21 protein-coding genes, 1 tRNA gene and 1 pseudogene are annotated in these 22,346 nt (G+C 37.0%); 15 read left to right on the forward strand and 8 right to left on the reverse strand.

The window, feature by feature from the left end; genetic code table 11:
* Positions 1-13: 13 nt before the first annotated feature.
* Entirely contained in the window at positions 14-1,075 is a 1,062-nt protein-coding gene (gene ribD / locus CYP43_RS02995) for a bifunctional diaminohydroxyphosphoribosylaminopyrimidine deaminase/5-amino-6-(5-phosphoribosylamino)uracil reductase RibD (protein ID WP_103582444.1), read from the forward strand.
* On the opposite strand, the gene CYP43_RS03000 is transcribed toward ribD, so the two are convergent.
* From CYP43_RS03000 to CYP43_RS03010, 3 genes are all read right to left on the reverse strand, one after another.
* Positions 1,072-1,935 (reverse strand): VIT1/CCC1 transporter family protein, encoded by an 864-nt coding sequence (locus tag CYP43_RS03000; protein WP_103582445.1) that lies wholly within the window; start codon positions 1,933-1,935, stop codon positions 1,072-1,074. The two genes, ribD and CYP43_RS03000, sit on opposite strands and share 4 nt — an antisense overlap.
* Before the next feature lie 54 nt (positions 1,936-1,989).
* A tRNA-Leu gene (locus CYP43_RS03005) sits at positions 1,990-2,074 on the reverse strand.
* 45 nt (positions 2,075-2,119) lie between these two features.
* Entirely contained in the window at positions 2,120-2,422 is a 303-nt protein-coding gene (locus tag CYP43_RS03010; protein WP_004317263.1) for a F0F1 ATP synthase subunit C, read from the reverse strand.
* A 205-nt stretch (positions 2,423-2,627) separates the two neighbouring features.
* Here CYP43_RS03010 and CYP43_RS03015 point away from each other — a divergent pair, with 205 nt between their 5' ends.
* The 7 genes from CYP43_RS03015 (at position 2,628) to pckA (ending at position 12,155) form a co-directional block, all read left to right on the forward strand.
* The gene (locus CYP43_RS03015) at positions 2,628-3,974 is read left to right on the forward strand and encodes a sodium-dependent transporter (protein ID WP_103582446.1); all 1,347 of its coding nucleotides are present in this window, start codon (positions 2,628-2,630) and stop codon (positions 3,972-3,974) included.
* The gene (locus CYP43_RS03020; protein WP_103582447.1) at positions 3,971-5,302 is read left to right on the forward strand and encodes a sodium-dependent transporter; all 1,332 of its coding nucleotides are present in this window, start codon (positions 3,971-3,973) and stop codon (positions 5,300-5,302) included. Before CYP43_RS03015 ends, CYP43_RS03020 begins: the two co-directional genes overlap by 4 nt.
* Positions 5,302-6,642, forward strand: a complete 1,341-nt coding sequence (locus CYP43_RS03025; protein WP_103582448.1) for a sodium-dependent transporter — start codon at positions 5,302-5,304, stop codon at positions 6,640-6,642. The genes CYP43_RS03020 and CYP43_RS03025 overlap by 1 nt, the downstream gene beginning before the upstream one ends.
* Positions 6,643-6,651: 9 nt before the next feature.
* On the forward strand, positions 6,652-7,161 hold the full coding sequence (locus tag CYP43_RS03030; RefSeq protein WP_021090735.1) for a TRAP transporter small permease subunit: 510 nt from the start codon (positions 6,652-6,654) through the stop codon (positions 7,159-7,161).
* A complete protein-coding gene (locus CYP43_RS03035; RefSeq protein WP_054196248.1) occupies positions 7,161-8,549 on the forward strand; it encodes a TRAP transporter large permease in 1,389 nt (462 codons plus the stop codon). The genes CYP43_RS03030 and CYP43_RS03035 overlap by 1 nt, the downstream gene beginning before the upstream one ends.
* A 122-nt stretch (positions 8,550-8,671) precedes the next feature.
* A complete protein-coding gene (locus CYP43_RS03040; protein ID WP_103582449.1) occupies positions 8,672-10,474 on the forward strand; it encodes a biotin/lipoyl-containing protein in 1,803 nt (600 codons plus the stop codon).
* A gap of 106 nt (positions 10,475-10,580) precedes the next feature.
* A complete protein-coding gene (gene pckA, locus CYP43_RS03045; RefSeq protein ID WP_180998637.1) occupies positions 10,581-12,155 on the forward strand; it encodes a phosphoenolpyruvate carboxykinase (ATP) in 1,575 nt (524 codons plus the stop codon).
* 354 nt (positions 12,156-12,509) lie between these two features.
* Here the strand turns inward: pckA and CYP43_RS03050 are convergent, their stop codons facing one another.
* From CYP43_RS03050 to CYP43_RS03060, 3 genes are read right to left on the reverse strand one after another with little or no spacing between them, the layout of a single operon-like run.
* Positions 12,510-13,865: a cation:dicarboxylate symporter family transporter gene (locus CYP43_RS03050; RefSeq protein WP_072594710.1), complete on the reverse strand. Its 1,356-nt coding sequence runs from the start codon at positions 13,863-13,865 to the stop codon at positions 12,510-12,512.
* 12 nt (positions 13,866-13,877) lie between these two features.
* A complete protein-coding gene (locus CYP43_RS03055) occupies positions 13,878-14,372 on the reverse strand; it encodes a peptidylprolyl isomerase (protein ID WP_103582451.1) in 495 nt (164 codons plus the stop codon).
* A gap of 11 nt (positions 14,373-14,383) precedes the next feature.
* On the reverse strand, positions 14,384-15,091 hold the full coding sequence (locus CYP43_RS03060) for a YebC/PmpR family DNA-binding transcriptional regulator (protein ID WP_054196253.1): 708 nt from the start codon (positions 15,089-15,091) through the stop codon (positions 14,384-14,386).
* Between the two features lie 151 nt (positions 15,092-15,242).
* Here CYP43_RS03060 and CYP43_RS03065 point away from each other — a divergent pair, with 151 nt between their 5' ends.
* Genes CYP43_RS03065 through CYP43_RS03080 form a run of 4 tightly spaced genes read left to right on the forward strand, consistent with a single transcriptional unit; the run spans position 15,243 to position 18,719 of the window.
* Complete coding sequence (locus CYP43_RS03065) at positions 15,243-15,797, forward strand: GNAT family N-acetyltransferase (protein ID WP_103582452.1); 555 nt, start codon at positions 15,243-15,245, stop codon at positions 15,795-15,797.
* On the forward strand, positions 15,794-15,997 hold the full coding sequence (locus tag CYP43_RS03070; protein WP_072594713.1) for a heavy-metal-associated domain-containing protein: 204 nt from the start codon (positions 15,794-15,796) through the stop codon (positions 15,995-15,997). Before CYP43_RS03065 ends, CYP43_RS03070 begins: the two co-directional genes overlap by 4 nt.
* A gap of 1 nt (position 15,998) precedes the next feature.
* Positions 15,999-18,176: a heavy metal translocating P-type ATPase gene (locus CYP43_RS03075; RefSeq protein WP_103582453.1), complete on the forward strand. Its 2,178-nt coding sequence runs from the start codon at positions 15,999-16,001 to the stop codon at positions 18,174-18,176.
* Between the two features lie 3 nt (positions 18,177-18,179).
* A complete protein-coding gene (locus tag CYP43_RS03080) occupies positions 18,180-18,719 on the forward strand; it encodes an oxidoreductase (protein ID WP_103582454.1) in 540 nt (179 codons plus the stop codon).
* Positions 18,720-18,721: 2 nt separating this feature from the next.
* On the opposite strand, the gene CYP43_RS03085 is transcribed toward CYP43_RS03080, so the two are convergent.
* Positions 18,722-19,111 (reverse strand): hypothetical protein, encoded by a 390-nt coding sequence (locus CYP43_RS03085; RefSeq protein WP_103582455.1) that lies wholly within the window; start codon positions 19,109-19,111, stop codon positions 18,722-18,724.
* Positions 19,112-19,316: 205 nt separating this feature from the next.
* On the opposite strand from CYP43_RS03085, the gene argH reads away from it, so the two are divergent.
* The 3 genes and pseudogenes from argH (at position 19,317) to CYP43_RS09840 (ending at position 21,846) form a co-directional block, all read left to right on the forward strand.
* Entirely contained in the window at positions 19,317-20,729 is a 1,413-nt protein-coding gene (gene argH, locus CYP43_RS03090; protein WP_103582456.1) for an argininosuccinate lyase, read from the forward strand.
* Positions 20,730-21,174: 445 nt separating this feature from the next.
* Positions 21,175-21,453, forward strand: a pseudogene (locus CYP43_RS09835) (methyl-accepting chemotaxis protein); the annotation flags it as partial.
* A gap of 84 nt (positions 21,454-21,537) precedes the next feature.
* Positions 21,538-21,846: a CZB domain-containing protein gene (locus CYP43_RS09840; RefSeq protein WP_410369058.1), complete on the forward strand. Its 309-nt coding sequence runs from the start codon at positions 21,538-21,540 to the stop codon at positions 21,844-21,846.
* Between the two features lie 45 nt (positions 21,847-21,891).
* On the opposite strand, the gene CYP43_RS03100 is transcribed toward CYP43_RS09840, so the two are convergent.
* On the reverse strand, positions 21,892-22,245 hold the full coding sequence (locus CYP43_RS03100; RefSeq protein WP_021091047.1) for a histidine triad nucleotide-binding protein: 354 nt from the start codon (positions 22,243-22,245) through the stop codon (positions 21,892-21,894).
* Between the last annotated feature and the right edge of the window lie 101 nt (positions 22,246-22,346).

A 22,346-nucleotide genomic window follows, 5' to 3' on the forward strand; every position in this document is an offset into this window, starting at 1 on the left:
ATAGTCTGCTAAGATGAACGACGAATTTTACATGGATCTTGCTTTAAGCGAGGCTTGGAAATTTCAAATATTAACCTATCCAAATCCAGCCGTTGGATGCCTTATTCTTGATGAAAATGGCAAAATTTTATCTTGCAAGGCTCATGAAAAGGCTGGATATTTGCACGCTGAGCCAACGGCGATACTCTTTGCGCTTTGCAAAAAAAGTGAAAAATTTAAAGATGATTTTATAAAAGCGTATAACGATAAATTTAGCTCTAATATAAAAGAGGGCGAATTTGGCCTTTTGGAGCCAAAATTTACCTATGAATTTATACTAAAAAATCACTCAAATTTACTAAAAAATGCAAAAGCTTACGTCACTCTTGAGCCTTGCTTACATCATGGTAAAACGCCACCTTGTGCAATTTTGCTAAAAGAGCTTGGTTTTAGAGAGGTGATAATAGGAAGCCACGATGAAAATAAGGTAGCAAGTGGTGGTGGTAATTTGCTTAAAAGCGCTGGTATAAAAGTTAAATTTGCCGTTTTAAAAGAGCGCTGCGATAAGCTGCTTGAACCATTTTTGGCATATCAAAATGGTGGTTTTAGTTTTTTAAAAATCGCAATTAGTAAAAATGGAGTAGCAAGTGGTGGCATCATCACAAATGAACTTAGTCGCACGCATGTCCATAAACTAAGATGCATCATAGATACGCTAGTGATCGGCGGCAACACAGTGCGAGTTGATCGCCCAAAGCTTGATAGTAGGCTAGTAAGTGGCGGCAAAAATCCAGATGTCATAATCTACTCAAGAAGTGATAAATTTGATAAGACAATACCGCTCTTTAGCGTGCCAGGTCGCAAAGTTAGCATTCAAAAAAAGCTTAGCTTAAAAGGACTTAGCATGTTTGAAGGCACTGGTGAGTTTTTAAAACTTGCAAAAGATAGCAAACTAGCAAACGTAAAGTGGCTACTTATCTATCAAAGCTCAAATTTTAAGGATGGTAAAAATTTAAGCCTTGATCTAAATTTAAAGCCACTATTTAGTGGGAATTTTGGAGACGATAGCTACACCTGGTATGAAATTTTGGATTAAATATCTAAGCCAAAATAGTGCTTGACTAAAAAGCCAATACCAAACGAAATGATCGCAACACCAAAAGTTATCACACACATCTCAACCACTCTTGGCAAAAATTTAAGCTCTTTTGCTACGCTTATGTAAAAGTTGTAAGTGATAATGGCAACAAAGGCAAAGAAAAACATCGACAAGACAGCGTAAACACCACTTGAAAAGATGAAAAATGGAAGTATCAAAAACGCCGTTGTTATGATGTACGAACCACCTGTATAGAGCGAATAGGTAAGCGGTTTGATCTCGTCACTTGGATTTTCTTTTGACTCAAGATAGGCTGATCCTGCCATAGAAAGAGCAGCTGCAATACCCATGATAAGGCCTGTCGCACCAACTGATTTTGTATTTGAAAAAGCAAGTGCGATACCACTTAGTGTGCCAGTTAGCTCAACTAATGCGTCATTCATGCCAAGAACAATGCCACCAGCATTGACTAGTTTCGTGTCTTTTAACATAGAGATTAAATTATTTTCATGATTTACTTCTTCTTCATAAATATCTCTAGCTTCAGAATACTCATCAACAATACCAAGATAAAATTGCTCTGCGTCTTCTTCACGTGACTCCATAAATTTTAAAGTAAAAGATGTACCAAAAATTTTAACAAGTATCGTATAGAAGATGACTTTGAATAAATTTGCAGTTCTACTCTCACCTGTTATCTTTTGGCAAAAAGCATAGTGTCGTTTTTCTTCAGTGATTAATTTACGAAGTATTTTTTTATTTTCTTCATTTTTTTCACTAGCTTCGAGTAACGTATAGATGGCGGTATCATCTGCTTCATTTTGTAGCTGTTTTAAAGCACGCTTTTTATCTAGCATAAATTCCCCTTTTTTAATTTTGTAAGATTTTGGATTTTGAAGTATAAGATTAGATGGTGCGATCAGCGAGACTCGAACTCGCACACCTAGCGGCACTACCCCCTCAAGATAGCGTGTCTACCAATTCCACCATGATCGCAAAAAGAGTAAAAGCCCCAAAAGGGGCTAAATTTAAGCTTTACGCTTAGCCAAGCATTGGGTTTGCGTAAAGAACGATAAGTGTAATAACAAGTGCGTAGATAACTTGTGCTTCGATCATCGCAAGAGCGATAAACATTGTAGTCATAAGTTTGCTACCAACACCTGGGTTTCTAGCTGTTCCGCTAATTGTTGCAGCAGCTGTGTTACCCATACCAATAGCACCGCCAAGAGCTGCAAGGCCAAGACCAATACCACCAGCGATAACCGAATATGATCTAATCATCTCGCCATCAGCACCAAATGCAAATGCAGCAAGACCAAGAATTAAAAACACGATCTTTTTCATCGTTGCTCCTTTAAAATTTTAAAGCTCTTTCGGATCTGTCCCCTACTTAAACTTTATGAGCCGTAATATTACAAAAACAAAACTTTGTTTCAAATAAAAACACTAAAAATTTAAATTGCCTATGAAAAATTCTTGGCTTAGAAAAATAAAAGTTTTTTTATGTTATCTTTGAAAAAATTAATTTATTCTTAATCTCAGGTAATCAATGATAAATGAAAAATTTTCAAAAATAGGCTTTGTTCTTGCGATGGCAGGATCGGCTGTTGGACTTGGTAATGCATGGAAATTTCCAACAATGGTAGGAAACAATGGCGGTTCAGCATTTATAGTTTTATATTTACTTCTCACGTTTGCTATTGCTTTTGTAGCATTTTTAGCGGAGCTTAGCATTGGTAAGCTTGGTGAGAGTGACGTTGTAAGCTCCATTTATAAACTTGCTCCAAAACACAAAAAAATATGGTCTTTTTCAGGCTTTTTTATGATAGGAGCGATACTTATTGCTTCGTTTTATATGGTTGTCATTGGCTGGATATTAAAATACATTTATCTTAGTTTTTCGCCACTTTTGGCTGATACTAAAGAAGCAGCAACGCAGTTTAATACACTTTTGGCAAATGATCTAACCAGTGCCGTGCTTTGCTTTAGTCTAGTCTTTTTAATGGTATTTTTTGCTGTTTCAAAAGGTGTGAAAAGTGGCATTGAAAAGCTAAATATCTGGATGATGCCGAGTCTTTTTATACTGCTTGTTTGTATACTTTTTTATGCAATTAGTATGGGCGATGGCTTTGTTAAGGCGGCTAAATTTTTATTTGTACCAAATTTTAGCGCGATCACGCCAGATGTTATTTTACAAGCTCTTGGACTCGCGTTCTTCTCGCTATCTATGGGCGTTGGTGTAATACCAACATACGCTGCAAATTTACCAGAGCAGACAAATCTTATAAAATCAACGCTTTCTATCATCTTTATAAACATATTAATAGGCATTATGATGGGACTTGTGGTCTTTACGTTTATATTTGCTTATGGAGCTGATAGCACGGCAAGTGGCCCGGGGCTTATTTTTATCTCACTTGTTACGCTCTTTGCAAAACTTGGGATAGTTGGCAATGTCATGGCTATCGCATTTTTTGTTTCACTTTTATTTGCTGGTGTTACAAGTGCTGTTTCGATGATCGAACCATTTGCTTATTATTTGGTTAGAAAATTTGAAATTTCACGCAAAAAGGCTCTTATTTATATTGGAATTTTTGTCTATATCTTAGGCCTTTTTTGTATTTTTTCATATTATGCACAGACGGCTAATATCTTTAGTATTTTTGGTAAGCCAGTCTTTGATGCACTTGATTTTCTTACTTCAAACATAATGATGCCAATAGGTGCCATAATTTTTAGTTTTTTTGTTGGCTATAAACTTAAAAAAGAGAGCCTATATCTACTCTTTGGCGAATTTATGGGAAAAGTATTCTTTGAAATTTGGTACTTCACTCTAAGATATATCGTGCCAATTGCAATTTGTGCCATCATGATCTATCAAATAGCAGGTAAATGATGGATAGATTTAGTAAAGTTGGTTTTGTTCTTTCTATCATTGGAGCGGCTATTGGTCTTGGTAATGCATGGAAATTTCCATATATGGTCGGTAGTAACGGTGGTTCAGCATTTATTCTTATATATCTATTTTTTGCTTTTGTTGTTGGACTTAGTATATTTTTTGCTGAGATGGCAATGGGTAAAATTTCACGCCTTGACACGGTTGGAGCATTTAAAAGTCTAGCTACAAAGGGGGCAAATTCTTGGAAATTTGCTGGTGTTGTGATGGTGACAGGGCTATTCATCGCATCTTTTTACACGCTTATTATCGGCTGGGTTTTAAAATACGTTATCTTAAGTCTTGGCGAGCTTCCAAAAGATATGGCAAGCTCAGAAGCGCTTTTTGTAAATTTTACTTCAAAGGGCATAGAGGAGCAAATTTTATATTTTAGCATCGCCTTTTTTGCCTACTTTTTTATACTTACAAAAGGTATAAAAAGTGGAATAGAGCGTATAAATGTATATCTTATTCCAGCACTTTTTATTTTACTTTTGCTTATGCTTGGCTACTCTTTTGGTATGAATGGATTTGATGAGGCGGCTAAATTTTTACTAGTACCTGATTTTTCAAAGATAGATCAAGGCGCTATCTTAAATGCTCTTGGATTAGCTTTTTTTACGATGTGTATTGGCATTGGCTGCATTTTAACCTACTCATCAAGCCTAGGCAATGATACAAATTTATTCACTTCATCACTTTATGTAGTCTTTGCAAATATAATTATTAGCGTAATTATAGGGCTTATAGTTTTTACATTCACCTATGAATTTGGCTCAGAGCCATCAAAGGGTGCAGGGTTAGCATTTATCTCACTTCCAACGCTTTTTGCAAAGCTTGGTTTGCTTGGAAATTTCTTGGCTTTTGCATTTTTTACATCTTTATTTTTTGCTGGTATAACATCGGTTATTTCGCTAGTCGAGCCATTTATATTTTTCTTAAATAAAAGCTTGGGATTTAGTAGAAATAGATCAATTATCATTGTCGGTGCCGTAGTTTATCTTTTGGGAATTTTATGTGCGTTAAGCGGTATTGGTGATTTTAAAGAAGCACTTACATTTTTTGGTAAGAGCTTTTTTGATTTGCTTGATTATCTTAGCTCAAACATTATGCTCCCACTTGGTGGCATTATATTTGCCATTTTTGTTGGGTACTTTATGAAATTTGAGCTTTTAAAAGAACTATTTTTGCCTTATATGGGTGAGATTGTTTTTAAAATTTGGTATTTTTTAATAAGGTTTGTGGCACCAGTTCTAGTTTTTGTGGTGTTAGTAAGGGAGATTGCATAATGGCAAAAGAACAGTTTTCTAAAATAGGTTATGTTTTAGCAGTTGCAGGGTCAGCTGTTGGACTTGGCAATGCATGGAAATTTCCATACATGGTCGGTGAAAATGGCGGATCAGCATTTGTTATTTTATATCTTTTGATAACGTTTTTAGTTGGCATACCTATCTTTATGGCAGAGCTAAGTATTGGCAAGCTTAGCGAAAGTGATAGTGTAAATGCCTTTAGAAAGTTGGCGAATAAAAATAAAAATTTATGGCAACTGGTTGGAATTTTAGCTATGGTAACCGCAGCTATAATCTCATCTTATTATATTGTGATCATCGGCTGGGTCTTTAAGTATTTCACACTATCTTTTACCGGTCTTCCAAACGATATAGAAAGTTCAAAGGTAATATTTAACGAGCTTCTTACGCATGGTCTTGGCGAGCAGATGCTTTATTTTGTTATTGCATTTGTAGCTTGCTTTTTTATCCTTTCAAAAGGTGTGAAAAGTGGCATTGAAAAGCTAAATGTTTGGATGATGCCAAGCCTATTTATCATGGTTTTAATCATGCTTATCTTTTCTATGACAATGAATGGCTTTACAAAATCGGCTGAGTTTTTACTTGTTCCTGATTTTAGTAAAATTTCATTTAACTCGCTCTTGCTTGCTCTTGGGCTTGCTTTTTGGACACTATCTCTTGGTATGGCAGCTATCATTACATATTCAGCTAGCTTAAGTGATGATACAAATTTAGCTACTTCTACGCTAAGTATCGTTTTTATAAACATCGTCCTAGCCATTATGATGGGTCTTGTTATCTTTACATTTATATTTGAATTTGGCGCAGAGCCGTCTCAAGGACCAGGACTTGTCTTTATCTCGCTTCCAACGCTCTTTGCTAAGCTTGGTGTGATAGGTCAAATTTTAGCTGTAGCATTTTTTGCAGCGCTTATCTTTGCTGGCATTACTTCAGCTATCTCTATCGTAGAGCCGTTTGTATTTTTCTTGATCAGAGAGTATGGCATTAGCAGGATAAAAGCTCTTAGCATAGTTGGAGCCGGTGTTTTTGTATTGGGATTTTTATGTCTTTTATCAAATATAGAAAATGTTGGCGACAAATTTATGCTCTTTGGTAAAAATTTCTTTGATTTTCTTGATTTTACCGCTTCAAATGTTCTGCTTCCAATTAGTGGTATTGGTGGAGCGATATTCGTTGGATATTTTATGAAAAGAGAAGCACTTTATGTGCTATTTAGTCCATATATGAGCGACTTTGTATTTAGTGCGTGGTATTTTTTATTAAGATATGTGGCGCCAGTTTGCGTCTTTATCATCATGATAAATAAATTGTTTTTTTAAGGGTTGTTTATGCAAAAAGTTGAGAAATTTTTTGATAAGGTAGGCGATATAGTCGGCTATATTTGCATGTTTATTATGGCTTTGATGATAATAGACGTCTTTTTTAACGTTGTGGCAAGATATTTTTTCTCTTATGGAAATGTCGCATTTCAGGAGCTTGAGTGGCATTTTTTTGCTGTAATATTTTTGCTTGGCATGAGCTATGCATTAAAAGAAGATGCACATGTTAGAGTTGATATCTTTTATGCTAAATTTTCACCAAAAAATAAAGCTCTTGTAAATATGATAGGAACTGTTATTTTTGTAATCCCATTTGCACTTCTGGTTTCAAATTTATCGTTTGAATTTGTGAGTGACGCTTATACTTCAGCTGAAGCTAGTGCGGATCCAGGCGGCCTTACTCACAGATGGATCATAAAAGCACTTATTCCTTTTTCTTTTTATCTACTTGTATTTTTTGCGATTGGCTTTTTTATAAGAAATTTTAATCTTTACAAAAAAGCTAAAAAGGGGGAATAATGGCTGGTTTGATAATGTTTATAGCTGCACTTTTGATGCTAGGCATTGGCTTTCCGGTAGCCTTTACCTTTGGTGCGGTTTCGATGATATTTGGCATGATTGGTAGTATTGTTGAGAGCATTGGAGACGGAGATGGGCTGCTTGGAAGTATCGAAGTTTTCAAAGATATGTTTAACTTCATGCCTTATAGAATTTTCTCTATCATGGAGAGTAGAATTTTTATAGCAGTTCCACTTTTTGTATTTATGGGCGTCGTGCTTCAAAAGTCAAAACTAGCCGAGAGGCTACTTGAGAGCATGGGTATGCTTTTTGGAGAAATTCGCGGAGGTATTGCTATTAGCACTATCTTGGTTGGAGCACTTCTTGCAGCTTCAACTGGTGTTGTTGGTGCAAGTGTCGTTGCAATGGGCGTTATAAGCTTACCTGTTATGTTAAAGTATAAATACGACCAAGCGCTAGGTTGTGGCACTATATGTGCTGCTGGTACGCTTGGACAGATCATTCCACCTTCTATCGTGTTGATTATTTTGGGTGATATATTTTCAGTGCCAGTTGGTGAGCTTTTTCATCAAGCCATCATCCCAGGACTCACACTAGTAGCAGTTTATATCATTTATATTTTGATTGTTGCTTATTTGAAACCAGATACTGCACCGGTAGTAAAAGATGAGAGCGGTGTTAGTAAATTTAAGCAGATCATGAGAGCACTAATCGCTATCTTTCCACCTCTTTTACTGGTTATTTGCGTATTGGGTTCTATATTTGCAGGTATCGCTACACCAACTGAAAGTTCAGCTTTTGGCTGCGTCGGAGCCATTATTTTAGCTATTTTTTATAGGACATTTTCATTTTCTATGATAAAAGAGGCATTGGCTGAAAGCGTAAAAACCACAGCACTTGTCTTTGCCATACTTGTTGGTGCGACAGCCTTTTCTATGGTATTTAGTTACACTGGTGGCGATGAGATTGTTGAAAAATTTATGACAAATTTACCAGGCGAGAAGTGGGGCTTTATCATTTTTAGTATGGTTGTCATCTTTGTGCTTGGCTTTTTTATCGACTTTGTTGAAATTTCATACATTGTGCTTCCTATCTTGGTGCCAATAGCCGCAAAGCTTGGTATAAATCCAATTTATCTAGCAATCTTAGTTGCTATGAATTTACAAACTTCATTTTTGACGCCGCCATTTGGTTTTAGCTTATTTTTCCTAAGGTCAGTCGCACCAGCTGAGATAAAAACGACTGCTATTTATAAAGGCGTTGTGCCTTATATTTTTATTCAGCTTGCTGTACTTGTATTTTTCTGCGTCTTTCTAATGGAATTAAAGCCAATGCTTGATGCGAGCCACGGCGGATTATTAAACTTCTTGCTCTCACTTTTTAAATGATATAAAAGTTTTTGGTTGTAAAATACCAAGAAACAAGCAAAATGGCTAATTTGAGTTTCTAACCAGATTAGCCATTTTCTATGAATTCTTTAAATAAATTTATAAAATTAATGAGGTGGGTGATGGCGAAGAAATTTATCGATGTTATGGATACGACCTTTAGAGATGGCTTTCAGTCAGTTTATGGCGCTAGAGTGCTTATGAATGACTTTTTGCCTGCGCTTGAAGCAGCCAAAGAGGCTGGCATAGAGCATTTTGAATTTGGTGGCGGAGCGAGATTTCAAAGCCTTTATTTTTACCTAAATGAAGATGCTTTTGCGATGATGGATAAATTTAGAAGCATCGTAGGACCAAAAGCAAATCTTCAAACCCTAAGTAGGGGCGTAAATACCGTCACACTTGATACTGGCAGCCGTGAGCTAATCGACCTTCACGCAAAACTTTTCAAAAAACATGGAACCACCACCATCAGAAATTTTGACGCACTAAATGACGTTGAAAATTTAAAATATTCAGGCGAGAGGATCGCTCATCACGGACTAAAACACGAAGTTGTTGTTACGATGATGGATTTGCCTAGTGGCTGTGTGGGAGCTCATGATGTTAAATTTTATGAGAAAATTTTAAGAGAAATTTTAGATGCAAATATCCCTTATCACAGCGTTTGCTTTAAAGACGCAAGTGGTACAAGTAGCCCGCAAAAGGTCTATGAAACCATAAAAATGGCTAGAAAGCTACTTCCAGAAAAAACTCATATCAGACTTCATACACATGAAACTGCAGGCGTAAGTGTGGCTTGCTATCTTGCAGCGCTTGAAGCCGGCGTTGATGGCATAGATCTAGCCGCAAGCCCAGTAAGTGGTGGTACAAGTCAGCCAGATATCTTAACTATGCTTCATGCAGTAAAAGGCAAAAACTACGATCTTGGCGGACTTGACGTGGAGAAAATTTTAAAATACGAAAGCGTTTTGAATGATTGCTTAAAAGAGTATTTCTTACCACCTGAAGCCGTGCAAGTAAGCCCGCTCATACCATTTTCACCAATGCCAGGTGGCGCACTCACTGCAAATACCCAGATGATGAGAGATAATAATATCTTAGATAAATTCCCAGAGGTCATCCTTGCTATGCGCGAGGTGGTGCAAAAGGGTGGATACGGCACTTCAGTGACCCCTGTTAGCCAGTTTTACTTCCAACAAGCGTTTAATAATGTAATGTTTGGCAAGTGGAAAAAGATCGCTGAGGGATATGGCAAAATGGTGCTTGGCTACTTTGGCAAGACCCCAGTTACGCCTGATCAAGAGATCATCAAGCTTGCAAGCGAGCAACTAGGCTTAAAACCAACTACAAAACACGCAGTTGATATAGCAGATAAAGACGAGAGTAAGTCGCTTGCACACGTAAAAGAAATTTTAAAACAAAATAAGATCAAAGTCACCGAAGAAAATGTTTTTATAGCAGCAGCTTGTAAAGAAAAAGGCATCGCATTTTTAAAAGGCGAAGCAAAAGTAAATGTAAGAAAAGTAGATCCAAACGCTAAGGCAAACGAGGGCAGACAAACTCAAAGTGGCAGATATAGTGTCGTCGTAAATGGTAGCCGCTACAATGTCGAAGTAAGCGAGGGCTTTAACGATAGCATCCAAGTAAAATCGATCACCGAAGTTGAAGGCAAGAGCGTAAAAAATGCTAAAAGTGCAGCAGCAGGCGCAACAGCAAATGATATCGTTGCTAGCTTACCGGGTGCTGTGCATAAAATTTTAGTAAGTCCTGGCGATCAAGTCAAAAAAGGGCAAGCTGTAGTCGTGCTTGAAGCAATGAAGATGGAGATAGAGGTCAAAGCCCCAAAAGATGGTGTGATAGGCTCTATTGAAGTTAGCAAAGGTCAAAGTGTCGCGAACAATCAAGTGGTGGCTAAATTTAAATAAATTTGCCCATTTTAAAAAGAGAGTGTTAAGCGAAATTTGATTAACATTTTGATGACTTTTAGGTCAGAATTTATAAAAAATGAAAATTTTAAAAGGAAATAACATGATAAACAAACTAGACGAACTAGGTCTAAAAGAGATCAAAAAGATAAATCACAATCTAAGCTACGACGAGCTTTTTGAGCTTGAAAAGGCAAACAACGAAGGCAGGGTTTCAAGCAACGGCACATTTATGGTTGATATGGGAATTTTTACTGGAAGAAGCCCAAAAGATAAGTATTTCGTCAAGCAAGATCCAAGCCAAAAATACATCGCTTGGGGTAAGATAAATCAGCCTATCACAAAAGAGCTTTTTGATAAACTTCTTAAAAAAGCAAAAGAGCAACTAAGTGGTAAAGAAATTTTTATCCAAGATGCATTTTGCGGAGCCAGCAAAAAGAGTAAAAAATCAGTTCGTTTTGTCACAGAAGTAGCGTGGCAAGCACACTTTGTAAAAAATATGTTCATCCGTCCAAGCAAGGAAGAGCTAGCTAACTTTGAGCCTGATTTTGTAGTATATAACGCTTGTAAAACAAAAAATGAAGATTATAAGGCTGATGGGCTACATTCAGAGGTCTTTGTCATCTTTAACGTCGAAGAAAATGTTGCAGTAATAGGTGGTACATGGTACGGCGGTGAAATGAAAAAAGGCATTTTTTCTATGATGAACTATTGGCTGCCACTTGAGGGTAAGCTAAGCATGCACTGCTCTGCAAACGTAGGCGAGAAGGGCGATACAGCGCTATTTTTTGGCCTATCTGGCACTGGTAAAACGACACTTTCAACTGATCCAAAACGCAAACTAATAGGTGATGATGAGCACGGCTGGGACGATGATGGCGTATTTAACTTTGAGGGTGGCTGCTACGCAAAATGTATAAACCTCGATCCAAGTAGCGAACCAGAAATTTATGCAGCGATCAGGTGTGATGCGCTACTTGAAAACGTTGTAGCTGACGAAAATGGCGTAGTTGATTACAAAGACGGCTCAAAGACTGAAAATACGCGTGTAAGCTATCCGATCTATCACATCGACAATTACGAGCCAAGCTCAAGTGCCGGCCATCCAAAAAATATCATCTTTTTAAGTGCTGACGCTTTTGGCGTGCTTCCTCCAGTTGCAAAGCTCACAAAAGAGCAGGCGATGTATTATTTCCTAAGTGGTTATACAGCAAAAGTTGCTGGCACAGAGCGCGGTATAACTGAGCCAGTCGCTACTTTTAGCGCTTGCTTTGGCGAGCCATTTATGCCACTTCACCCAACTGTCTATGCAAAACTACTAGGCGAGAAGATCGATAAACACGGCGTTAATGTCTATCTTGTAAATACAGGCTGGAGCGGTGGTGCTTACGGCGTTGGTAAACGTATGAGCATAAAAGCAACTCGTGCTTGCATAAACGCGATCCTTGATGGCAGCATCACAAAATGCGAATTTGAAAATTTTGATAAATTTAACTTTGCTATACCAAAAGAGCTTGATGGTGTCGAGACAAAACTGCTAAATCCTATAAACACATGGACGCATCCAGCTGAGTATAACGCTTCACGTGATAAGCTCGCTAAAATGTTTGTTGAAAATTTCAAACGTTACGAAGATGTAAAAGAGGGCGTTGAATACGCTAAAGCTGGACCAAAAGCTTAATTTATATAGCCTTGCAAAGCTTCTTGCAAGGCTAGTCTTGTTAGTTGATATTTTTGATATGACTAAATTTAAAGTATCTATTTTCTAAATTCCAAGCTCAAGTATTACATTTGTAAATTTATTCTAGTAAGTAACAAAATATTGGGTATTGCCAAATATATGAGTTGCTAATAAAATTTTTCCTATTACACTTAGCTCCTAGTTTTTCTTTTTGTGCTTGAACCAGTTATCAAATATTGTTTATTGTGTTATTTTCTAAAAATTTTTATAGGTTTGAGGAGGAGATAGATCGCATAAATTTAGGGTAAAAAGAAAAAATAAGGGCAAAGTTGCCCTTATAGTTATAAATGTATATTATGAGTGAAAGTGAAATTCCTCTGGATGATCTAGTGCGTATCTAAATTTATCCATATCGACTTTTTTATCCCAGATAGATACGATCATGCAGCCAACAGCGTTACCGCAGAGATTACCAACAGCACGCATTTCTGACATAAATTTATCAACGCCAAGTAGTACAGCTACGGTGACGACTGGTATGCCAGTGCTTGGAAGTGCGCTTAGTGTTCCAGCAAGGACGACAAAGCCTGAACCTGTCACGCCAACAGCACCTTTGCTTGTGATCATTAGTACGATTAGTATACTTATTAGATGCTCAAAACTTAGCGGGATGTTAAATGCTTGAGCTAGGAAAATAACGCTTAAACTTAGATAGATGTTGGTGCAGTCAAGATTAAATGAGTAGCCAGTTGGAATGATAAGACCAACAGCGCCTCTATTTATACCAGCTGATTCTAGTTTTTGCATAAGTGGCGCGAGAGCTGTTTCGCTCGAGCTTGTCGCAAATACTACCAATACCTCTTTTGATATAAAACGCATAAATTTAAAGACATTGATTTTCGCAAAATAGCAGATAACGCCAAGCACCACAAAGATAAAAAAGCAGCTCGCAAGTGCCATAACAACCAAAAGCTCCATCATGCCAAGAAGCGTTCCGATACCAAATTTGCCGATTAGATAAGCCATAGCTGAAAATGCAGCCACTGGGCTAAAGAGCATAAGCCAGCTAAGAAGTTTCAAGACATAGTGCTGGATAAATTCAAGTGGCTTTAGGCAAGCTTGTTTTTTATCATGAGCTAGCAGCGAAAGCACGATAGCAACGATAATAGCCATAAAAAGTACTTGAAGTGTGTTTGATTTTATAAATGGATCAAGTATATGCACGTATGGGAAAATGTCATCTACTGGCACAGCACCTCTTAAAAGATGAAGTGTATGTGCTACAAATCCGCTATTTGCGTCCATATTTGCAGCTTGAGATGTAAATTTAGCTACGCTTGAGGCATCAAGCTGAGTGTAGTCAAGATTCATGCCATGTCCTGGACGAAGTGTCTCACCAAAGATGATACCAACAGCAAGCGCAAGTGTGCTAACTATCTCAAAATAGATAAATGCCTTTAATCCAATAGATCCAAGATCTTTTAAACTCTCAAGCCCAACGATACCTGAAACGATCGTTAAAAAGATAATAGGGCCAATTAAAATTTTAAGTGCTTTTATAAAATAATCAATACCTGGTTTGCTTGCTATACCAAGCTCAGGTGCAACCATGCCAACGATAACGCCACCAACAATACCGATCACAACCCAAAAGGCAAGATTGGTAAATAATCTTACAGCAAGATTTCCTTGCTTTTTAGCATTATTCATAAATTTTCCCCTTTATAGGCTTTCTCTGATCTTAGCAGAGATAATCTTATCGCCTTGTCTTATAGCGTCAAGCACCTTTAGGCTCTCATCATCAACGCATTTTCCAAAGACTGTATGCACGCCGTCAAGATGAGGTTGTTTGCTGTGACAGATGAAAAACTGTGATCCGCCAGTATCACGCCCTGCATGAGCCATACTTAGGCTACCGCGCTCGTGCTTTACCCCTTGCTTATCGCATTCGCATTTTATTCTCCAGCCAGGACCGCCCGTGCCTGTGCCATTTGGGCAGCCGCCTTGGATGACAAAATTTGGTATAACTCTGTGAAAATTTAGACCATTATAAAAGCCTGATTTTATCAAATGGACAAAATTTGCGACAGCTTGTGGAGTTTCTTCGGCAAAAAGTTCAAGTCTGATCTCGCCTTTGTCTGTCTCTAAAACTGCAAATTTATCTTTTTTAAGCTCATCTAAATTTATATCATAAACTTTTAATTCATCAAAACGCATGTATTTCCTTTTTATTCGATATTTGTATAAACTGCTTGAACGTCATCATCGTCTTCTAGCTTATCAAGAAGCCTCTCAACCTCAAGCATTTGCTCTTCGCTTAGATTCACGGTTTGATTTGGTAAGTATTGAAGTGAAGCTTTTTTAACCACTAAATTTAGCTTTTCGATACCTTCATGAAGTGTGCCAAAATTTGCATAATCACCGTATACAAATAGTGTCTCATCGTCAGCCTCGATATCGCTTAGACCATAATCTATTAGTTCAAGCTCGATCTCTTCGATATCTGCGCTTGGCTTTTCAAGCTCAAAAACACTCTTTCTTGTAAACATAAAGCTAAGGCTGCCACTTGGCAAAATTTCTCCACCATTTTTGCTAAATATCGCTTTAACATTGGCAACTGTTCTCGTTGGATTATCAGTCGCACACTCAACGATGATCTGCACGCCGTGAGCCGCTTTACCATCATAAAAAATAGTCTTAATATCGGCGCTATCTTTGCCATTTGCTCTTTTTATGGCAGCGTCGATGTTATCTTTTGGCATATTTTCAGCTTTTGCTGCTGCGATAGCTGCGCGAAGTTTAGGGTTCATATCTGGATCACAACCACCATCTTTTGCAGCTACTGTTATAGCTTTTGAAAGTTTTGGAAATACTTTGCTCATCTTATCCCATCTAGCTTCTTTTGCCGCTCTTCGGTACTCAAATGCTCGTCCCATAAATATCCTTAAATAAATTTTTTACGGATTATAACTAAAAAAATTTTATACTTTTTTAAAACATTTTTAGTTTGCCTGCTAAAGCGCTTAATTTGTAAATTTGAAAATAATATTTGGTAAAAATTTAAGCTAAAGGCATATAATCATACACATGATAAAAAATGCTCAAAAACAAGATGCAAAAATCTGCATAAAACTACTAAATTTAGCTATGGAGGACATCGCCTACAAGCTAAGTGGCTACGATGATCCTATTAAAAGTGATGAAATTTTAGAAATTTTTTTCAAAAGTGAGACAAATAGACTAAGCTATAAAAATGTCTTTGTTTATAAACATAACGAGGAAATTATCGCTGCTATGTGTGTATATTTTGGTGGCGACGCGGAACAACTTGATATAGAAATTTTGCAGCATTTAAAGGCGCTTGGCAAAGACGCCCAGGTAGAAAAAGAGTGTTTTGACGATGAGTTTTATATAGATAGTATCGCTGTTGATGAAAATTTTAGAGGCCAAGGGCTTGCAAAAGAGCTCATAAGGTATTCATTTGTCAAGGCAAAAGAACTAGGGCATAAAAAGGTTTCATTAATAGTAGATACAAATAAGCCAAAAGTTCGTAAATTTTACGAGAGTTTGGGTTTTAAATTTAATGTCAAGAAAATTGTAAATTTACATGAATACGACCATATGATAAAGGAGATAATATGAAAACATTTGAAGTAAACAATATCCACTGCCAAAACTGCGCAAACACTATAAAAAACGCACTTGAAGATGACTTTGGCGAGATAAAAGTCGATCTTAGCAAAGAGCCAAGACAAGTAAGCGTCGATATAAAAGATGGCGATGTAGAGAAATTTAAATCAGAAATGGCTGATCTTGGATTTGACGTTATAAAGGAGCTTTGATATGCCTTTAAAAGTCAAGCTAAATATAGCGGGAATGAGCTGCGTAAATTGCTCAAACGCTATCGAGAAAGTTTCTAAAAAGATAGATGGGGTGCTTGAAGCAAATGTAAATTTTGCAAATGCAAGCGGCGAATTTGTCCTAAAAGACGCTAGCGTGCGTGAAGTTTTAGAGCAAAAGATAAAGAAGCTTGGCTATTTTGTGGCGACAAATATTGATGAATTTGAAGCCAAAAGAGACGAGCATATAACTGCGATCAGAAATAAATTTATATTTGCATTTCTAGCGAGCATGGTCATCATGGCGCTTGAGATGTTTGTAAGGCCTAGCGTGGTTGTAAATTTAGCCATTTTAGCGCTTGGCTTTTTGGTGCTAGCTTTTAGTGGCAAAGACTTCTTTGCTCACGCCATAGAGACTGTTAAAAACAAAAACTACGATATGAACGTGCTTGTAGCTCTTGGAAGCGGCAGTGCATTTTTATACTCGCTTTTTGTTGTGATCTTTTCAGATTTCATCCCAGATGATCTAAAAAATGTCTATGTCTCGGGCGCAGCGATGATAATAGCCTTTGTTTTGCTTGGCAAGTATCTTGAAGAGCGCTCAAAGGCAAAGGCAGGCGACTACCTAAAGACGCTACTTAAAATTTCGCCAAAGACCGCCTTTTTGGTCATGCCAGATGGACATAGTAAAGAGGTAAATGTAAATGAGCTAAAAGTAGGCGACATCGTCATCGTAAAAAATGGCTACAACATTCCAAGTGATGGCGTGATAGTTCAAGGTGGCGCTGAGATAGATGCTTCTATGCTTACAGGAGAGAGCTTGCCAGTTTATAAAGAGGTGGGAGATGGCGTATTTGCCGGCACTCTAAACACAAATGGCTACATAAGCGTCAAGGTGACAAAGAGCTCTTACGAGAGCTTGCTATCTCAAATTTTAAACCTACTAAGCGACGCTAGCTCTAAAAAGATGCCTATCGGACGGCTGGCTGACAAGATAGCAAACATCTTTGTGCCAAGTGTCGTGGCGATCTCAGTTCTTACATTTTTAATATGGATAATTTTTAGTGGAAATTTCGCCTATGCGATCTCTAGCGCGATCTGCGTTTTAATAATCTCATGTCCATGCGCTCTTGGACTTGCTACGCCAATAGCAATAGTAAGCTCGCTTGCACGTGGTGCAAAAGCTGGAATTTTAGTAAAAAATCCAGAAGTTTTAGAGCTAATAAAAGATGCTAAATTCGTAGCATTTGACAAAACAGGCACACTTAGTAAAGGGCAAATCAGCGTCAAAAGCTCAAATTTAAGCGAGCAAGATTTAGCTCTTATCGCTTCTGCTGAAAATTTAAGTGAGCATCTCATCTCAAAAGCTATCGTTAGATATGCAAAGCAAAAATGTATAGATTTACAAAAGCTAAATGGAAAATTTCAAAATGTTGTCGGGCAAGGCATCATCTATGAGGATGAGAATAATCAGATAATAATCGGAAACGAAAAGCTGCTTTTGGCAAATGAAGTAAGTTTAAATCCGGATGAAAGTAGCGCTATAAAAGAGGCTACAAACGATGGAAGCGGCGTCATACTTTGTGCTATAAATAAAAAATTTGTTGGTTTTTTAACGCTTAGTGATGAGCTAAAAGACGAAGCGAGTGATGTTATAAATGAGCTTACAAGTCTAAATTTACAAAGTGTGATCCTCTCAGGCGATGATGAGAAAGTAGTTGCAAGCATCGCTAAGAAGCTAAATGTGAGTAAATATCACGCAAATATGTTGCCTGAAGATAAATTTAATGAGATAAAAGAGCTTGCAAGCCACGGTGGCGTTATCTTCGTCGGAGATGGCGTAAATGATTCACCATCGCTTAAAGAGGCAAGTGTTGGTATCGCTATGAACTCGGGCTCAGATATAGCAAAAGGTGCTGGAGATATCGTACTTGTTAAAAATGATTTGCATGGCGTAACTGGGCTAGTTAGACTAGCAAATGCTACTATGGCAAACATAAAAGAAAATTTATTTTGGGCGTTTATGTATAACGCGATTTGTATCCCAGTGGCTGCTGGTGTACTTTACCCGGTCTTTGGACTACTTTTAAGCCCAGTTTATGGTTCAATGGCGATGTGTCTTAGCTCCGTTACTGTCGTTTTAAACGCACTTAGACTTAGATATCTACGACTTAAGGATTAAAATTTGAAACTTGGAGAACTTTATAGCGTTGTAGCGGCTGCGCTTGCTGCAAATTTTAGTGGCATTTTAGATGTTTCATCTTTTATGCGTATCAAAAAGACAAATGCGTGGATAACGCAGACAAATAACGAAGCAAATAAAAAAGGTAACGAGCTTTATGCCAAATTTATCAAAGATGAAAGTAGTGCTGCTTTATGTGACGATTTTGTCATTTTAAAGTCAAAATTTGAGGCAAGTTACTATTTTTCGTCTGCAAAAGATGATCTAGCTCAATTTTATAAAGCTATAAATTTTCAGCCAAAAATGGGTAAGGTTGATAGCATATCAAATCAGCTAATTTTAATAGCAAATATTTTAAAAAGTAAAGCATCTAAGGAGTCTATGAAGCTTCTTGCAGCTTTTAGTGTCTCATTTTTCTTGCCTTATGCTAAACAGCTTTCAAAAGATATACAAAAAGACGCAACTAGCAATTTTTATAAATCAATGGGATATTTTTTAGAGGATTTTTGCTTAGTTTTAGAAACTATTATTGGTAAGGCTTAGTTTTAAGCCTGTGCCATTTCTATCATTTGAGTTTTAATGCTTAAAATGTTATTTTGAATGGCTGACTGCTCTAAATTTAAGTAATGAAGCATTTGCATAGAGTCACGATCTTTTAGGCTTTGGATGCTTGAAATTTGATGTGAAATATCTAGCTTTTGATCTTGTAATTTTTCTAAGTCCTGTTGTAACTGTATAGCGCTCGCTTTATTAATAATTATAGGAGAAATTTTAGCATCTTCTCTTTGTTCTACATGTACTTCATTGCTTCTAACAATATCTTTCTTGTCATAGCCAGAAGATACTAACATGCTTGTTTTTGAGCTATTTGAAGAGATAGATGTATAGCCATCATGATAGAAAATATTTGAGTTCATGTTCGCATCTATTTGCATATCATCTTTCCTCTTATAGATTATTTTTATTTTAAACTATATTCAATAGAAAATTAAAATAGTTTTTAAAAAGTTATATTTTGAATTATATTTCTATATCCTTAAAGATAAATTATATTTATAACTTTTTTGCAACTTTATAGTTAAAATACCCAGTTAAGTGCTATTTTGTTAAAATCACGCGAAACTAATTAAAGGTAAAGCTATGAAAAAAGATAAAAACGCACATAAAAAGATGTGGGAGGGCAGATTTAGCGAGGCTAGCTCGAAGCTACTTGAGGAATTTAATGCCTCTATAAATTTTGATAAAAATTTTTTTGAAGAGGATATCGCTGGAAGTAAGGCTCACGCAAAGATGCTTGGGGTTTGTGGAATTTTGAAAAAAGATGAGTCAGAGGCGATTATAAAGGGGCTTGATGAGGTTTTAGCTGAGATAAGGGCTGGTAAATTTGCTTTTAAGATAGAGGATGAGGATATCCACATGGCGGTTGAAAAGCGTCTTAGCCAGATCATCGGCGCCGAGCTTGGTGGCAGACTGCACACAGCTAGAAGTAGAAATGACCAAGTTGCGCTTGATTTTAAATTTTATGTTTTGAAGAAAAATTTAGAAATTTCTTCATGTATAAAAGAGCTCATCGCCACGCTTACAAATTTGGCAAAAAACCACAAAGATACGCTAATGCCAGGCTACACACATCTTCAGCACGCTCAGCCAGTAAGTCTTAGCTATCACTTGCTAGCATATGCATTTATGTTTAAAAGAGATTTTGAGCGTTTTGTTAGCTCATATGAGCGAAACAACCTAAGTCCGCTTGGTTCAGCAGCCCTTGCAGGCACTCCTCATAAGATAGATAGAACTATCGTTGCAAGTGAGCTTGGCTTTGCAGGCTGCACGCAAAATGCGATGGATAGCGTGAGTGACCGTGATTTTGCGCTGGAAATTTTATTTAACATTAGCGTTTTTATGACGCACGCTTCTAGGCTTTGTGAGGAGCTCATACTTTGGAGCTCGCAGGAATTTGGCTTTGTAAGCATTAGTGACGCTTATAGCACGGGCAGTTCCATAATGCCACAGAAGAAAAATCCAGACGTAGCCGAACTCATACGCGGTAAAACTGGGCGCGTAAATGGAAATTTAGTAGCGCTACTAACTACGATGAAAGGTCTGCCACTTGCTTATAATAAAGATATGCAAGAAGATAAAGAGGGCGTGTTTGACAGCGTCTCAACCATTTTAAGCTCGGCTACTATCCTAAATGAGATGATAAAAACGGCTAAATTTAATGAAAAAAACATGTTAAAAGCGACAAAAACAGGGCATCTAAGTGCCACTGATTTGGCAGACTATCTAGTGCGTGAAAAAAATATCCCATTTAGAACGGCGCATTTTATCACAGGCAAAGCTGTCGCAAAGGCTGAGAGTTTGGGACTTGATTTAAGTGAATTAAACGAAGAGCAGCTAAAAAGTGTGGATGAAAATTTAGATGCAAATGCTATTAAATTTTTAGATCTTTACGCTTCAAAAGAGGCACGCACTTCAAAAGGCGGTACGGCAAATAAAAGCGTTGATGAGCAGATAGAAATTTTAGACTACTGGCTTAAGAAAAAAGAGTTATAATTACGCAAAATCTACAAATTTTAAAGGATGAAAAATGTTTTTTGATGGCAAGAATAAAGAGCTTTCTAGTAAAAATGAAGCTTTACAAAGAGAAAATGAAGCTTTAAAGGCTGAAATTTTAGCACTTAAAGAGGAGCTAAAAAACGTTAAAACTTGTGAGCCAAAAGAGCAAGCTAAGGATAAGCAAGAGGCTGTAAATTTATTACTTTCAAGTTATCAAGATGGTATAAATTTCTTGCAATTAACAATGGAAGAAAATCTAAAAATGCTTGAAAGTATAAATGGACTAAATGAAAAAACTTTCAAAGAGACGGGTGAACTCAAGTCGCAAACGGCTGAAATTTTAAACTCGATCGAGCAAGTAAGCCAGATGAGCAATGACCTTTCAAATGACGCTTCTTCGCTTAATGGAAGCGTAAATTCGATTGCTGAGATTATAAATCTAATTAAAGACATCTCAGATCAGACAAATTTGCTAGCTCTAAATGCTGCTATCGAGGCGGCCCGTGCTGGTGAGCATGGACGAGGTTTTGCTGTCGTGGCAGATGAGGTTAGAAAGCTAGCTGAGCGCACTCAAAAAGCGACACTTGAAGTAGAAGTAAATATAAATGGCCTTAAGCAAAGTGCGAATACGATGATCGAAATGAGTGAGAATTTCTCAAAAATTTCTGCAAATGCTATGAAAATTTTAGGTGGATTTGAAGGAAACATCTCAAGCGTAAATGCAAATACGCAAAATATCCTAAATCAGGCTCTAAATGTTACAAATGAAGTCTATGTAAGTAATGGAAAAATAGATCATATAAATATGAAGCTAAATGGGTATAGAGGCGTGCTTTTAAATGAGTTTAATAAAATTCAAGATGTTCATGAGTGTAGATTTGGCAAATGGTATGAAAAAGATGTGAAAAATACTCTTGTAAAAGATGCCAAAATTCTCTCAAGTATCGCAGCTCATCATGAAAATGTTCATCATGGACTAGAAAAAGCGATGGTTATTTTTGCTGATAAAGACAAAGGAAATCTACCTGGCGTTGAAATATTAAAAGATGTTGAGAACTCAAGTAAAGTAGGTTTTGAAGAGTTACTTGAAGCTATAAAGGCTGCCAGAAAATAGAATAAAATTTTAGACTCAGGCTTTGAGTCTAAAATTTATAAGTTATTAAAATGTGCTTTGTGGATCAGCTACGCCTTCGCTCCAGCCAAGCTTCGCTCCGCCAAGCAGGTGAAAATGTAGATGCATAACTTCTTGACCACCGTTTTCACCGCAGTTTGTTATGAGGCGGTATCCGCTCTTATCAACGCCCATTAAGGTCGCTACTTCTTGGATAAATTTTGTCATCTCTCCCATTAAAACCGGATCCATCTCTTGGAAATTTTTATAGTGTTTTTTTGGGATGATTAGGATGTGGATCGGTGCTTTTGGGTTTATGTCGTTAAAAGCTAGAAATTTCTCGCTTTCAAGTACTTTGTTGCAAGGGATTTCACCAGCTACGATCTTTTCAAATATGGTCATTTTAGCTCCTTTGAAATTTTGCAAAATTATATCAAAGTGTGCTTAAATTTCGTGCTCTTTATCTTGATTTTAACTCTTTTTCTATAAAATCGACTCAAAAA

It is taken from the genome of Campylobacter concisus (assembly GCF_002913045.1).
Lineage (GTDB): Bacteria > Campylobacterota > Campylobacteria > Campylobacterales > Campylobacteraceae > Campylobacter_A > Campylobacter_A concisus_AP.